We start from the raw sequence: 14,288 nt of genomic DNA on the forward strand, positions 1-14,288 counted from the left end.
TTTTTTTTAGCGCTGCTGCGGTTTTATAGCTTGATATTTCCCGCTTAAATGCATTAAGCTGAATAAATACAGAATACCGTCGTAATAAGGATCGAAGTAGCCGTCTTCATAGGGCTCCAGCTTGGCGTTCCAAAGGGCGTGCACAAAATCGAGCTGCTTGTCCTGCTTTATCAGAGAAGCCGAGGCGGCGGTAGACACCAGCCCCAGCGAGTGCCGCAGCTTCTTGACGTTGCCGGCTTGCAGAATAAACTCCGGCCGCGAGCCGTCCACGTTGAACTGATCCTCGAAGGTGTTGATGCCCTTACTGCGCAGAAACCCCTGAAAACGCTGGGCGTACTGCTCCTGCCAGGCTTTATCCTTGCCAAACCACACGTAGTCCATGGCAATATTCATCGGCACCCGCCACGAATCGTAGCGGAAGGCGGGCGGCGCCCACTTGGTGGCGTGGGGCTTGCCGCTAAACTCAGTGTAATCGTAATTGAGGCCGGTTACGGGGTCGCAGGCGCGGTGCAGAAACGCCCGCGACGTATCAGCGCAGGCCCGGTAAAACGCCTCGTGCCCGTCCTTGGCATACTCGGCCCATATTTCCATGAAGGCCGGTACGTGGTAGGAAGGGTCAGTCCAGTTATACATGTCGCCGACGGGCACAAAGCTGATTTGCTTATGCTCGGTGTTGATCAGGTTATACACGTCGCCGGTGCCGTCCTTTTTCCACATAGCATCCAGAATGTTGCGGGCTTCCTGGTAGTAGTTGATGCCCGTCGTATTGCCCCAGCGGTTGGAGGCAAACAGCAGGCTGGTAACGAAATACAGTTCGCCATCGGAAGCCGGCCCTTCGGAATTCCGCTTCATGGTGGCCGGATTGAGACTCCAGGCGAAATACCCTTTTAAGGGGCCTTCCTGATGTTGCAGGTATTTCTTCGACCAGCGCCAAATGCGGTCAAACTCCTCCTTCTTATTTAGCTGCACGGCTATCATCATCCCGTACGAAACTCCCTCCGTCCGTACATCATGGTTTTTCAGGTCGGATACGTAGGCCATCGAATCGCCCACTTCGAAGTAGATCCGGTTGGGACCTTCGAATAGCGCCTGGTAGGTTTGGGCTACCTTCTTATCGATGTCGGCCTGCTTATAGCCCGCTTCCCGGAACAGGTTGGGGTACTGGCCGGTGTAAAAAGCCGCTTTCCGATTTGGCTGTGCCTGCTTCTGTTTTGGCAGTCGCTGCGCTTCGGCGTTGCTACCCAGGCCCACGTACAGCAGGCACAGCAGCAGACAGTGACCCTTGCTGCTTTTAAGAAGTTGGAGGAGTGCGTTCATCGCCTGATTATATAGCCGTGACTTCGTTTGTAGCGCGCCTTACTTCTTGTATACCGGGTCGTTTCCTTCGTATTTCAGCCACTTAAAGGAAGCCGCATTGGTAGTAGGCTGCCCGGCCGAGGTGCCGTACATACCGAACAGACAGCCAATAAAGCCCCCCGCAGTTTGCGTGCTCAGGAAGCGTGCGTCTACCTTGTCTTTGAGCAGGGTCCAGGCTTTGCCATTCTCCGAAAACCGGAAGCTGTAGGTGTCCCCCTCGGCATTGATGCGCAGCAGCATTTTGCCCCCGCCGATTTCAGAGGAGCCTTCGCCAGCAGCTCCATGTTCTTTGGGTCATCGGTACTCTTGAGCAGCTGCACCACTGGCTTCCCCTTTTCCACCGATTTGCAGAGGTAGTAGAAGTGCTTTTCGTCCTGAAAGACTACCAGGCCAGCCGTTTCATTTTCCGCCTTAGCCGAGAAGGTCAGCTCGGTTTCGGTGCTGCCATACAGGTGCTGCTGTCGCCTGCCGATAAAGGCCGGATTGCCCAGTTCCGCGCAGGTTTCCGGCTTGAGTTTAAGCGTAAGTCCCTTGGCTTTGCTCAAGGAAAAATTGGTGCTGTCCACGGTGCGCATAAACAGGAGCGCCGGGTCGAGCTGCTTGTCGAAGGTGAGCGTATAAGCGAAATTTCCGCTCTGCGGCAGCGCGCCGGGCTGCTTCACTTCCGGAAACTTCGCCATGTACGAATACTGCACCCCGTCGGGGCCGGGGTTCATAACGGGCCACTCGTCTTTCCAGATAACGGGTACGATAAACGTCTCGCGGCCCGTATTGTAATGGTTGCCTTCGTAGGGCCGCACAGCCAAAAAAATAGCGTAGGTCTGCCCATCGGGTCCGTCTACAAACTGCGCGTGGCCGGCCGACGTGATAGGGTCTTTGCGGTCTTTAGGCAATTCCCGCTGCGAGAGAATTGGGTTGTTTTCGTAGGGCACATAGGGCCCCAATGGCGACTTACTGCGGAATACCACCTCCGTATGATTTACCGACGTGCCGCCTTCGGCCGCGTACAGGTAGTACCAGTCGTTGCGCTTCATAATGTGCGGTCCTTCAATCCACACCGGCTTCTTACTCAGATCGACGCCGCCATTGACAAGGATCTTGGCCTCGCCTACGGTTTGCAGCTTCACCGGGTCCAGCTCGATAATCTTGATGGTGCGGTGGCCGGAGTAGAGTGATACATTGTTCGGCGGGTCGCTGTTGTAGATGACGTAGGCTTTGTCGCCCTCAAAAAATAGTGAGGGGTCAATGCCCTTCACCTCGGGCAAAAAGATTGGGTCGCTCCACGGCCCGGCGGGATTTTTAGCCGTCACCACAAAGTTGCCCTTGTGGTCAATCAGCGTGCAGGTGACGTAAAAAGTGCCGTTGTGGTGCTCGATGGCCGGAGCAAACAACCCGCGCGTCATGCGGTCGCCCATGAAGGTCATCTGTGAGGGCCGGCTGATGACATTTCCTATCTGCTTCCAGTTCTTCAGGTCCTTGCTGTGCATGACCGGAATGCCTGGGAAATAAGAAAAGGTGGAGTTAACCAAGTAGTAATCCGTACCCACCCGGATGACGCTGGGGTCGGGGTAAAAGCCCGTCATGATGGGATTAACCAACTCAATCGATTGTGCAAAAACAGCTACATTATGCAGCAAAAAGAGGGTGCAGGTGAAGAGAAGCGCTTTGATTTTCATGCTATTTTATCAGGTATTTAATTTAGTTGACTAGGCGAAAAGTTTATCAACCAAATTGAATTTTCAGATGTAAATAATGCCGGCCAGAATTAGTAGAAGTTGGCTTCATTCTCCGTCCAGCTTTAGGCTTAGTTTGCAGGTGAGTGCTAGGATCCGCTATTGTTCATTCAGGTAAAATTTGCCCCCAGTCACCAACTGGGCATGTACTTATACTGAATTGGTGAGGTGATAGTCACTTGCGTAAAATGGCATTCGCTTTACTTGCTGTGCAAAAAAGCATCAAAGAAAAAAGGGGTAAAAAAACTGGCTACCCGTGTTGAGCAGCCAGTCTTTTTTAACCCTTTTTTATCAGGCTATTGATATTCCGGGTTTTGATAAGTAGCTTTTACATCTGGTGATACGTCCAAACGCTCAAGCTGGAACTGCGGTATAGGACGCAGATAGTGATAAGGTTGGATGGTGCGCGTAACGGTTAGAGGGGTATGGTCTCCGTAGTTAGTGCCCCCAATACGGTAGGTAGAAGCTAACTCATTCCATTTTTGCGTGCGCACCAAGTCAAACCAACGGTAACCTTCAGCATAGTATTCGCGCGAACGTTCTGCCAGGATGTAGTTGATGTCTATCGTGGTCGGAGTGGCCGCAACCATCGCAGCGCTGTTATCCTGCACTTTGGCCATGTTACCGTTGTTGTCGAAACGCCACTTACCGGCCCGGGCACGAATGACATTAATCAATTCCCGGGCGCTCTTACCAGATTTGGTAGTGGCTCCTTTTACGGCGGCTTCGGCCGCTACGAAGTATAGTTCCGAGAACTTGGCCACGTTGAACGGCCGCGTGCTGCCGGCATTCGGCTGTCCTAAGCCCGTACCGTTGTCGGTACGGTAAGGGCCGAGCTTCCAGAGACCGGGATAAACAATCCGGCTTATCCCGCGCGGCGAAATCACATAATCGGCTCTGCCGGGTAGTGTGCCTGCTCCTACATTGCTCGCGCCAGTGCCGGTGGGGTACGTAATAGCAGTAGCAGGTTCTGTATCCAGAAAAGTCAGGATGGCACTACCTGGGGTTACTGGCAGGTTGTTGGCGTTGTACAAGGTGGCGTTAGTGACGCCTGCCTTGGGCCAGTTGCCACGGTACACCGTGGTAAACGTCCCATCGTAGCGGGAATCGTTGGTTTTGTCGGCAAACGTGTTTTCGATGGCCCAATGGTCGGAGCCATCCGGTTCCAAGGACGGCCCAATGCCTGAGCGGCTTCCCGCTGCACCGAATTTACGCCCCCTGTGCCATTCGCATTGGTGTAGCTTCGGATGTTGGTATAGTTCCACGTCATCATCCAGCCGGCAAAGTTGTCAGGGGAACCACCACTACCAAAGGTGATGCTGCCGCCATTGTATAACTCGCTGGATTCGGTGTGGTCCGCGAACATCAGCATTTCCGAATTGCGGTCATTCGTGCCTACGTGCACATCGTAGTACGTGGGCTGCAGGCGGAACGGCCCCGGGCTGTCGATACCGGCCGTGGCGACATCGTAGGCCTGCTGATAATACCAGCGGGCGTCATGACCGTCAGGATCGGTTCTTGGCGCCGCCGGATAGGTGGGAATGTTGTTCGGGTTTTCCAGCCACCAGGCATAGGTCAGGTACGCTTTGGCCAGATAAAGGCGGGCAAGCGTTTTAGTTGCGCCCCCTACTACCCGTGGATTCGCCGGCAAGTCGTTGACGGCTATCAGTAAGTCAGGAAAAACGGCTTTGGTATAGACCTCGGGCACCGTATTGCGAACCGAGGTTCTGATAGCACTGGTGTTGAACTCCAACTCTCCCGAACCCAAGTCCAGGGGTACCCCGCCAAACGTTTGGACCAGCATGAAGTAATCGAAGGCGCGGAAGAATCTCGCCTCAGCAATCAACGCCGGCGAAATGGTACCGACGGCGCTGGCACTCTTAATAATACCACTGGCGGTGTTGATATTAGGAAAAGCAGCTCCCCACAACGCATCGGCCCGGCTGTTATTGGCGTTGAGCGCCGCTCGGCCGGAGAGGTCCATGGCCAGAAAGTTCTCATCGGCATCCCGGCCGTAGGTTGCCTCATCGGTTCCGGTCAGCGTAGCATTATAGTAGTACGCGTTTCCGTAGATGTAGCGCAAGTGAGCGTACATAGAGGTTAATCCACCGCTAACGCCCCTTTCGGTTTGAAAGTAGCCGGGCGTGTAAATGGCTCGGGGTTCTTCTTCCAAAAGATCCGTGCACCCAGCGGCAGACATAGAGATGAATGCCGCTCCAATAAAGAATTTTATGTTAAAGGTCTTCATGTTGATCTTTTCTTAAAAGGTAAGGTTGAGTCCGGCGATGAAGGCGCGGGTTGCCGGGGCGTTGGTGCCCAGCGTCAGAATGCGGCGCAGGTTGCCGGACAGGGGTACGGCCGCGTTTTGGTCGCCAAACGAGTTAGTCTCCGGGTCCATGCCTGATTCTTTGTGGTAGGGCGAGAACAGCACGAAGGGGTTTTGTGCCGTCGCGTACAGCCGCAGTCGGCTAACGCCGGCACTCTTCAACCACTCCATATTGTCGAAATTATAGCCGAGCGAGATGGTGCGGATCTTCAGGTAAGAGGCATCGAAATAGCCAAGCGTAGAGCCGTACTTTGGGTTGTCGCCGCTCGCGAGGGCACCTGGCCGGGGATATTTGGCATCCGTGTTTTCCGGCGTCCAGTAATCCACTTTTACGTTCCCGCGACGACCATTCAGCAAGTTGAGGTAGCCCGACGAACCGTAAATTGTACTATTGAGCAGGCCGCCGTTTTGGAAGGCCCTACGAGGGACAGGTCAAAGCCTTTGTACGCTACCCGGGTGTTCACCCCCCCTCAAAGTTGGGGTTTACATCCAGAATCTGACGGTCTTGGGTGCCAATGGGGCGGGTGGGGGTACCATCAGCGTTGTACGTACCGGTGTATTTCACCTTAATCATACCAATTGTGGCATTAGGGTTAGCAGATGGCTCCAGAATGGCTCTGTAGGGGTCCTCTTCTTGCCACAGCCCTATTCTTTCGTAATCAAAGACTACGTTGATCGGTTTGCCCACAAACCACCAGTTTGCTTCATCCCGGGGTGAATTTCCTGCCAGCGACGTAATCTTGTTGCGGTTGGCATACACGTTGAAGCCCGCTTCCCACGTCAAGCCGTCAGGATTGTCCAAGATCAACCCGTTCAAAGAAAACTCTATGCCTTTGTTTTGAGTGGAGCCAATGTTGGCCGTGTAGCTACCCACACCGGAGGTGGAAGGCAAGGGCAACCCCAGCAGAAGGTCTTCGGTGTTGGTGACATAGTACTCCACGGTACCCGAAAGACGATTTTTCAGGACTGCAAAATCCAACGCGTAATTCCAGGTTTTAGAAAATTCCCATCCCAGGTTAGGGTTGGGTGCCTCACTCACAAACAAGCCCGTCTGGTAGCCGGTAGGGCTAAGGCCAAAATTGTAGGGTCGGGTGGCCAGGCGGCCTAGGGTAGAATAAGGGTTAACGGCCTGGTTTGACGTTACACCGTAGCCAACCCGCAGTTTCAACATGTTTACGGCTGAAACACTCTGCATGAACGATTCTTTGGCGATGTTCCAGCCGACCGACACCGCCGGGTACGTGTTCCATTTTTTTCCTTCAGCCAGCCGGGAGGAGCCGTCCGAACGGACCGTAGCGGATAGCAGGTACCGGTCATCGTAGGAGTACATCACACGTCCCATGTAGGACAAGAGCCCGTATTTTACATACTGCTGGTCGTTGGGGTTTACTATGATTTCGCCGGCCGCCAGGCCCAGATTATAGAACTGAAAGGCGTCGGCAGGAATATCCCGGGCATTAATCTGCGACCGATTGAAAATATTGCTGGAGGCAGAATACAAGGCTAACGCATTGATATTATGCTTCTCGCCAAAGGTGCGATCGTAGGTCAGGATGTTTTCAACGGTGTAGTCCGTGGTAAGCGAGTTACTGGTGGATGCCGTAGAAGGATTAGTAGCGAGAACCGCGTTGATGCCCGGTCCCGTATAGCTGCCCCCCTGGCCCTGCCGATAGTTTACACCCAGGTTGATGCGGTATTTCAACCCATCGACTCCTGGCATACTGAATTCACCGAAGAGAGAGTTGTAGCTGGCAAAGTTTCTCGATTCACTCAGCCATCTGTCTTTATTGGCTTCTATCACATCCTTGGTACCTACCCACTGCTCATCCAAGGGCATTCTGATGGTTCTTCTCAGCGTCCCATCCTCATTGTACGGACTGGCGAGTGGTGATGAAGTCAAGGCCCCATACACCCCTACGTTAGAGCCTTCCGTTAAGCTATAGGTATTGTTGGTAGTGAAGCCCAAGCGGACATATCTACCAACGCCTTGGTCAAGAGAGCCACGGACAGAATAACGGGTGTACTCCTGAGTAGGAATTACGCCTTCTTCTTGATAGTAACCCGCGTTGAAATTGTACCGCCCGTTCTCCGTACCACCGGTAAGCCCTATGTTATGGTTGGATTGAATGCCGGTTCGGTACAACAGCTTCTGCCAGTCGGTATCGACGTCATCAGATTCGTCTAGGGTGTTAGTATACAAGGGCTGCCCATTATTGTACAAGCCCGTTGCTTTGCGGAGCGCCGCAAACTCTGGCCCGTTCATCATGGGGTATGGGGCAAAAAGGGTTTTCGCGCCCACAAATCCATCATATGTCAGTTGGGCCTTTTGCCCTTTTTTGCCCCCTTTGGTGGTTACCAAGACCACGCCATTGGCTCCCCGCGACCCGTAGATGGCCGTGGCCGAGGCATCTTTCAGGATGTCGACGCTCTGGATATCGTTGGGGTTGATGTCGCCGATGGAACCCGGGAAAGGAATCCCGTCCAATACAATCAACGGGTCATTGCTGGCCGTAAGGGAGCGAGTACCGCGTATCCGAATCTGCGTGGTTGCGCCCGGCTGGGAGGAGGTTTGGGCAATTTGTACCCCCGGCAACCGGCCTTGCAGGGCCTGCGAGATGTTAGCCGTTGGCACTTCGCGCAAGGACTCTCCACTGATAGAGGCAACTGAACCCGTTACCGCTTCTGCTCTCTGCACGCCGTAACCAACCACCACTACCTCGTTCAACTGCTTCGTATCCTCGGCTAGTGTTACATCAAGCGTGGACTGGTTGCCGACGGGTACCTCCTTAGCCGTATAGCCTACAAATGAAAATACCAAAGTAGATCCTGGTGCTGCTGCTACCGTAAACCGGCCATCTGCGTCGGTTGCGGAACCAGTACTGGACCCTTTCACCACTACGTTTACACCGGGCAACCCGGTACCATCGGCCGCCACTACACGACCGGAAATAGTTTGAGTTGCTTGGGCTTGTACCTGCACAGGGACGAGCATGGCCCCGACTAGGGGTAGGCTGGTGGCCACCGCTAGCGGCCAGCTCAGCCCGAAGACCGTTTTTCGTAATGATAAATGCATGGAAGTGGGATGTTTGAGGTGTGAGAGTAAGCTTAATTTCTAGTGGAACCAGCTCCTAGAAGCCAATGGAATTGCCTCCATCCACGGGGAGGGAAGCACCGGTGATATAACGTGCTGCCTCAGAAGCCATAAACACAGCTGCATGGCCGATATCGGAGGGCTGTCCGAACTTGCCCATGGGCGTGCGGCGCATGGCCCGGTCGCGGCGGTCGGGGTCGCTGTTCATGGCGGTGCGGCTCATCTCGGTTTCAATGAAGCCGGGGGCAATTGCATTCACGCGCACGTTGTGCTTGGATAACTCTGAGGCTAACACCTTTACCATGCCTTCTACTGCCGACTTGGAAGCAGCATAAGCCACTACCCGGTCGATACCATAGTAGGCCGCCATAGACGAAATCATGATAATCACTCCTCTCTGGCGCTCTACCATGCGCTTGGCACAGGCCCGGGTGAGGGCAAACACAGCGTTCAGGTTGGTGTGGATAATGCGGTTGAAGTCTTCATCCGTGACTTCGAGGGCAGGCTTTTTCATGTTTATCCCGGCATTGTTTACCAGAATGTCCAGCGGGCCATAGGTAGCTTCAATTTGAGCTACCAAGTCTTCCAACGTGTCTAGCTCATTGACATCATTGGTGAGGTAATGAGCAGCTTCGCCAAGCTCAGCAACAGCCTCCTGCAGCACGGCCTCACGGCGGCCGGTAATGATGACGGTAGCGCCCGCAACGGTCATGCAGCGCGCTATTTCCAGCCCGATGCCGGTGCCGCCACCCGTCACCAGCGCCAGCTTTCCTTCCAGGGAAAACGGGTTGGACTGCTGCTGCCCGCTAGGCTGGGTATGCGGTGAAACAAGGTGCTCGGTGTGTGCCATGTCAGAAAGAATGATGCGGGATAATTAGCGCAGTTGATAGATGTCGACCAGTTCTTTGATTTCGGCCAAGGGGCGCGTGGGGGCGTTAGCGAAGGCGGAATCGGTCGCTTTGCGTAGGTCTGGAAGTAGAGCACGCAGGCATCGCGCCACCATAGGGCCTCGCGGTGCTGAATGCGCAGGCGGGAGGCTATATCGGTGTGCTGCTCGGGGTCGACCTTGGGCTTTACCTGCTCCCACTGCTGCTGCATCCAGAGCACGGAGTCGGCCCCAGAGTAGTAGCGGGTGGTCAGTTCATCCCACAGAGTGTTGCCGGTACTTAGCCGCTGCCCCCAGGGAACGTGGTGAAACCAAAGCAGATAGTCGGGGGGGCAAGTGGCCGGATTGCCCCAAAGCTGGCGCACCTGGGGGGAATACAAGCTGAGGGCATTGGAGCCTTTGGCAGTGCGGTCGAAGCCCAGACCAATGGAGTCGGCTTTGTGGTAATACACGGAGGTCCAGTCGGGGCGGGCGCTTTTCTCCAGCCAGGGCTCGGGGCCGTAGTGGATGCTTTGACCCATAATGTGGTGCAAACCCAGTGGCGTGGTGTAGCGCACATAGATGTTGCGCGACTGATTGAGCACCTGCGCAATGGTATTCACGGCCTGAGGCTCGCGGGTGAGCGTCATCTTGGTCCATTCCTCGGCAACGGCATCCGACTTCAGTGTGTGGTCCCAAGCCAGCCGCCCGAAAGCGTACCAGTTGGCCTGGCCTACGGGGTGGCCGGTCCAGTTGCGGTCGGAGCCGATGTTGGCCACGCCGGCAATGCCGCTGATGCTGTGCTTTTCCAGGGTGCCATCAATCACTTTGGCCACCGTCGAGCCTTTGCCTTGGGAATACGTGTCCGACTCCAGGCATTCTTTGATAAGCGGGCCCAGGTACACGAGGTGAGTAGCAAAGCCCAGATACTCCTGGGTAAGCTGCACTTCCAGCACGAGCGGGGTGCGGGGCATGGCGCCAAACAGCGGGTGAAACGGCTCGCGCGATTGGAAGTCAATCGGGCCGTTTTTCACCTGCACCAGCACCTTCGGGGCAAATTTGCCGTCGAGCGGCTTAAACTCCTCGTACGCTTCCTTAAACCGGTCGCCTTTGGAGTTGGCTTTGTACACGAAGGCGCGCCACATTACGATGCCGTCGTGCTGGCCCAATGACTCGGCAAGCATGTTGGCGCCGTCGGCGTGGTTGCGGCCGTAGTCCTGGGGGCCGGGCTCGCCTTCGGAGTTGGCTTTTACCAGAAAGCCACCGAAGTCGGGAATGGTCTTGTAGATTTCATCCGTGCGGGCCTTCCACCACTGCCGCACTTTGGGGTCAAGCGGATCGGAGGTAGAAAGCCCCCAATGAGCTTGGGAGCCGCCCACATCACCGACAGATACACCCGGATGCCGTAGGGCCGCATGACATCGGCCACGGCCGCCACCTTCCGCAAGTACTCGGGCGTGAGGTAGCGGGCGCTGGCATTCACGTTGTTGACTACGATGCCATTGATGCCAATAGAAGCATTGGCGCGGGCATAGTCCTTGTAGCGAGGGTCAATGACCTCGGGCAGCTCTAGCCATTTCCAGATGGAAGAACCCGCGTAGCCGCGCTCCACGGTACCATTGGGGTTGTCCCAATGATTAAGCATGCGGTACTGAACGCGCGGCTGACTGGTCAGGGCCGCCGTGGGGGCATTTGCCCGGTTTGCACGTGGCGAAGCAGGGCGAAACAGCCGTAGAGTACGGCCGCGTCGGTGGGGCCAGTTACGACTAGTCCGCCATTTTGCTCCGATATTTTGTAGCCTTCCTTGCCCAGCGTGGGGTCGGCGGCTACTTGCAAGCGGATTCGCCCCTTACCGCCCGATGCTCCCACCGACACCGGGCGGCCCAACAAACCTTGCAGCCCGAGTTGCAGCTCGTGGGCGGCCGTTTGTAAAGTAGGCGAGGCTCCATTTTCTACTGTAATGCCCTTGGCCTGCGCCTGCCAGGCCTTGCGTAAGCGCGCATCTGGCAGCTGGTCGTACTTCAGCCACAAGCGGTAGCCATCGTCGGCAAGGCCCTGTTGAAGGGAGCCAACGCATAGAACTACAAGCAGGAGGAGAAAGCGAAATACCATAGGTGGGAAGGGCAATTGAAAAGAATTAATTGAAGTGGGAAGCGAGAGAATCGGCGTTGGTGTGGATTGGGGGGCTTTTTTCGGTTTCCTGCATGCTCCGGCGAATACCCAGCTCCAGTCCGCGCAGCTCGGCTAGTCCGCGCAGGCGGCCAATGGCCGAGTAGCCGGGATAAGTGCGTTTTTCCAAGTCGTCGAGCATCTGGTGGCCGTGGTCGGGGCGCATAGGAATGCTTGCGTTGCCTTCGCCCGTGCGGGCGCGGCGCAGCTCCTCGCGCACCAGCTCCTTCACCACCGCGTACATATCCACGTCGCCAGTGAGATGATCGGCCTCGTGGAAGTTGCGCGGGTTTTCTTCGCGCTTGGTGGCCCGGAGGTGGATAAAGTGAATGCGGGGGGCAAATCGGCGGGCCATGCCGGCCAGGTCGTTATCGGGCCGAACGCCCAGCGAGCCCGTGCAGAAGGTCAGGCCATTGGCGGGCGAATCATACGCCTGCAGCAAGCCAGTGAGGTCGGCTTCGGTGCTTACCACGCGCGGCAAACCCATGAGCGGAAACGGCGGATCGTCGGGGTGAATGCACAGATTAACCCCTACTTCTTCAGCCGTTGGGCCTACTGCCCGCAGAAAGTAATACAGGTTTTCGCGTAGCTCAGCGGCGCCGATATTGGCGTACTGATCCAACAAACCTTGAAATTGGGTTAGCTGAAAAGCTTCCTCCGAGCCGGGCAACCCAAGCAGCACCGTATCCGATAACGTTTGCAGCTCGGCCGGCGACATAGCTTCAAACTGAGTGCGGGCCGCGGCTGCCACTGTTGAGTCGTAATCGTTTTCGGCACCGGGACGCTTCAAAATGCACAGGTCGAAAACGGCGAAATCCTGCCACACAAAGCGTAGCGCCCGCGAGCCGTCGGGCATCTGATAGTTCAGGTTGGTACGCGACCAGTCCAGCACTGGCATGAAGTTGTAGCACACCGTCTGAATGCCACAAGCAGCCAGATTGCGCAACGACTCCTTATAGTTCTCTATGTACTGAGTCCGCGTAGGCAAGCCTTTCTTGATGTCCTCGTGCACGGGCAGGCTTTCTACTACTGCCCAATGCAAGGCCGAATACTGGCCATCATCAGTCTCAATCAGCTGCTGGCGCGCCCGAATTTCTTCCATTGGCCACACCGCTCCCACGGGCAGCTGGTGCAGGGCCGTAACTACGCCGCTACATCCGGCCTGGCGGAGTGAGTGAAGAGAAACCGGATCATGGGGTCCGAACCAGCGCATGGTGTGCAACATAGGCGCTTTGTATTATAAAAGTCCAATTAACTTTAAGCTCTACGGTTTGTATCGGAGGCTTTGCCGAAAAAGCCGCAACAAGCTATTTAGAGTAACTTGCTCTCGAAGATAGAATAACAATTGGAACCGAAAGCAAAAAAAAACATGGCCTAACTGGCTGATTTCTAAATAAAAATACCGGAAACGTTACCGGAAACGGTTTCGATAGGTATTCTTAAAACTCATCTATACAAAAAATAATTTTAGATTATCTTCGAATAATCAAGGAGGATATTTCTTAGTGCTTTTCCACTACCGCTTAGGCATTTAGAAATAATACTATTCATATTATGATGAAATGCACAAAGTGCACCTCCGCCGATGCGGTGATGCGGGCAGGCTTCATTCGGGGCCGCCAACGGTTCTTCTGCAAAGCCTGCGACTATCACTTCACGGATAATAAGGCTCTTCCGGCGCCGGAGCGCAAACGGCACCAAACCACGATCAGCGACGTGGCAAAAGTGTTGGGCGTAGCGCCCTCCACGGTGTCGCGGGCGCTCAATGGCCACTCCGACATCAACTCAAATACCCGGCAGGCAATTATTGACGTGGCCCGGCAACTGGACTATCAGCCTAATTTGCTGGCTCAGAGCCTTAAAAGCAGCGAAACCAAGACCATTGGCGTTGTTATTCCTGACATTGAGCGACCATTTTTCGCTACGGCTATCAGTGGTATTCAGCAGGTAGTGACGGAGGCGGGCTACCGCGTCATGATCTGTCAGTCGAAGGAGTCGTATGATGTAGAAGTCAGCAATGTACAGGCACTTATCGCCAGCCGCGTAGACGGGCTGCTGATTTGCCACTCCCGCGAAACCCAGAACTTCGACCACGTGAAGCCGCTGGCCTGCCGCGGAATTCCGGTGGTGCATTTTGATCGGGTGAGCAACGAGGTGGACAGCGCCAAAGTGATTCTGGATGACTGGAATGGCGCTTTCAACGTGACCGAACACCTGATTGAGCAGGGCGCGCAACGTATTGCAATCCTGGCGGGGCCTGAGTCTTTGCTGATCAGCCGTAATCGTTTAGCGGGCTACCAGCATGCCCTCAAACGCAACCAAATGCCCCTGCGCCCGGAGTACGAGGTGCACATAGAGTTTCAGCCCGAGGAAGCCGTAGCAGCCTTAGACGCGTGGCTGGCTCTACCCGAGCCTCCCGACGCCATTTTTGCTATTAACTACACCAATGCGTTTGATTTGCTGGTCGCCCTCAAAAAGCGCGGCCTGCGGGTGCCAGACGATATGGCGGTGGTAGGGTTCGGCGACGAGTTTATGGCTTCGATGATAGAGCCCGGCCTGACGACCGTTGATCTACACCCTTATCGTATCGGGCAGCAGGCGGCGCGGCTCTTTCTCGAGCAAATGCGGATGAAGGAGAACTTCCAGCCCCGCACCTTCGTCATCTCCGGCGACCTGGTGATCCGGCAGTCATCTTTGAAGGGCAAGGGAAATTATTTTAAGCTGGAGATTTAAACCTGCCGGCTCTCG

12 protein-coding genes and 1 pseudogene are annotated in these 14,288 nt (G+C 55.2%); 1 reads left to right on the top strand and 12 read right to left on the bottom strand.

The genetic code is table 11. The annotated features are described in order from the left end of the window. Positions 1-6: 6 nt before the first annotated feature. The 12 genes and pseudogenes from H9L05_RS06030 to uxuA form a co-directional block, all read right to left on the bottom strand. Positions 7-1,317, bottom strand: a complete 1,311-nt coding sequence (locus tag H9L05_RS06030; RefSeq protein ID WP_187733419.1) for a glycosyl hydrolase family 8 — start codon at positions 1,315-1,317, stop codon at positions 7-9. 39 nt (positions 1,318-1,356) lie between these two features. Beyond that, the gene (locus H9L05_RS25890) at positions 1,357-1,596 is read right to left on the bottom strand and encodes a beta-xylosidase family glycoside hydrolase (protein ID WP_317175123.1); all 240 of its coding nucleotides are present in this window, start codon (positions 1,594-1,596) and stop codon (positions 1,357-1,359) included. Next, entirely contained in the window at positions 1,506-3,032 is a 1,527-nt protein-coding gene (locus H9L05_RS06035; protein WP_317175124.1) for a glycoside hydrolase family 43 protein, read from the bottom strand. The genes H9L05_RS25890 and H9L05_RS06035 overlap by 91 nt, the downstream gene beginning before the upstream one ends. 353 nt (positions 3,033-3,385) lie before the next feature. Further along, a complete protein-coding gene (locus H9L05_RS23240; RefSeq protein WP_223284758.1) occupies positions 3,386-4,168 on the bottom strand; it encodes a RagB/SusD family nutrient uptake outer membrane protein in 783 nt (260 codons plus the stop codon). Then, positions 4,096-5,184 carry a RagB/SusD family nutrient uptake outer membrane protein gene (locus H9L05_RS23245; RefSeq protein WP_262892643.1) on the bottom strand — a complete coding sequence of 363 codons (1,089 nt, stop codon included), beginning with the start codon at positions 5,182-5,184 and terminating at the stop codon, positions 4,096-4,098. Before H9L05_RS23245 ends, H9L05_RS23240 begins: the two co-directional genes overlap by 73 nt. A 165-nt stretch (positions 5,185-5,349) precedes the next feature. Then, positions 5,350-5,772 carry a hypothetical protein gene (locus H9L05_RS23250; protein WP_223284760.1) on the bottom strand — a complete coding sequence of 141 codons (423 nt, stop codon included), beginning with the start codon at positions 5,770-5,772 and terminating at the stop codon, positions 5,350-5,352. A gap of 103 nt (positions 5,773-5,875) precedes the next feature. Continuing rightward, positions 5,876-8,488 carry a SusC/RagA family TonB-linked outer membrane protein gene (locus tag H9L05_RS06045; protein ID WP_223284761.1) on the bottom strand — a complete coding sequence of 871 codons (2,613 nt, stop codon included), beginning with the start codon at positions 8,486-8,488 and terminating at the stop codon, positions 5,876-5,878. 55 nt (positions 8,489-8,543) lie between these two features. Then, positions 8,544-9,356: an SDR family NAD(P)-dependent oxidoreductase gene (locus H9L05_RS06050; RefSeq protein WP_187733420.1), complete on the bottom strand. Its 813-nt coding sequence runs from the start codon at positions 9,354-9,356 to the stop codon at positions 8,544-8,546. After that, positions 9,260-10,207 (bottom strand): hypothetical protein, encoded by a 948-nt coding sequence (locus tag H9L05_RS25895; RefSeq protein WP_394368487.1) that lies wholly within the window; start codon positions 10,205-10,207, stop codon positions 9,260-9,262. Before H9L05_RS25895 ends, H9L05_RS06050 begins: the two co-directional genes overlap by 97 nt. Continuing rightward, positions 10,181-11,016 (bottom strand): annotated as a pseudogene (locus tag H9L05_RS26770) (alpha-glucuronidase); the annotation flags it as partial. The gene H9L05_RS25895 and the pseudogene H9L05_RS26770, both read right to left, overlap by 27 nt. Positions 11,017-11,042: 26 nt before the next feature. Next, on the bottom strand, positions 11,043-11,483 hold the full coding sequence (locus tag H9L05_RS25905; protein ID WP_317175126.1) for an alpha-glucuronidase family glycosyl hydrolase: 441 nt from the start codon (positions 11,481-11,483) through the stop codon (positions 11,043-11,045). Between the two features lie 25 nt (positions 11,484-11,508). Further along, positions 11,509-12,765 carry a mannonate dehydratase gene (gene uxuA, locus H9L05_RS06060; RefSeq protein ID WP_223284762.1) on the bottom strand — a complete coding sequence of 419 codons (1,257 nt, stop codon included), beginning with the start codon at positions 12,763-12,765 and terminating at the stop codon, positions 11,509-11,511. Positions 12,766-13,094: 329 nt separating this feature from the next. On the opposite strand from uxuA, the gene H9L05_RS06065 reads away from it, so the two are divergent. Continuing rightward, entirely contained in the window at positions 13,095-14,273 is a 1,179-nt protein-coding gene (locus H9L05_RS06065) for a LacI family DNA-binding transcriptional regulator (RefSeq protein ID WP_187733421.1), read from the top strand. Positions 14,274-14,288 lie beyond the last annotated feature (15 nt).

Origin of the sequence: Hymenobacter qilianensis, from assembly GCF_014489555.1 — a bacterium.
Taxonomy (GTDB): domain Bacteria; phylum Bacteroidota; class Bacteroidia; order Cytophagales; family Hymenobacteraceae; genus Hymenobacter; species Hymenobacter qilianensis.

Bases quoted from the DNA above. Each gene is read 5' to 3' on its own strand.
- H9L05_RS06030 (WP_187733419.1), bottom strand. From the start codon at position 1,317: ATGAACGCACTCCTCCAACTTCTTAAAAGCAGCAAGGGTCACTGTCTG.
- H9L05_RS25890 (WP_317175123.1), bottom strand. From the start codon at position 1,596: ATGCTGCTGCGCATCAATGCCGAGGGGGACACCTACAGCTTCCGGTTT.
- H9L05_RS06035 (WP_317175124.1), bottom strand. From the start codon at position 3,032: ATGAAAATCAAAGCGCTTCTCTTCACCTGCACCCTCTTTTTGCTGCAT.
- H9L05_RS23245 (WP_262892643.1), bottom strand. From the start codon at position 5,184: ATGTACGCTCACTTGCGCTACATCTACGGAAACGCGTACTACTATAAT.
- H9L05_RS06045 (WP_223284761.1), bottom strand. From the start codon at position 8,488: ATGCATTTATCATTACGAAAAACGGTCTTCGGGCTGAGCTGGCCGCTA.
- H9L05_RS06050 (WP_187733420.1), bottom strand. From the start codon at position 9,356: ATGGCACACACCGAGCACCTTGTTTCACCGCATACCCAGCCTAGCGGG.
- H9L05_RS25905 (WP_317175126.1), bottom strand. From the start codon at position 11,483: ATGGTATTTCGCTTTCTCCTCCTGCTTGTAGTTCTATGCGTTGGCTCC.
- uxuA (WP_223284762.1), bottom strand. From the start codon at position 12,765: ATGTTGCACACCATGCGCTGGTTCGGACCCCATGATCCGGTTTCTCTT.
- H9L05_RS06065 (WP_187733421.1), top strand. From the start codon at position 13,095: ATGATGAAATGCACAAAGTGCACCTCCGCCGATGCGGTGATGCGGGCA.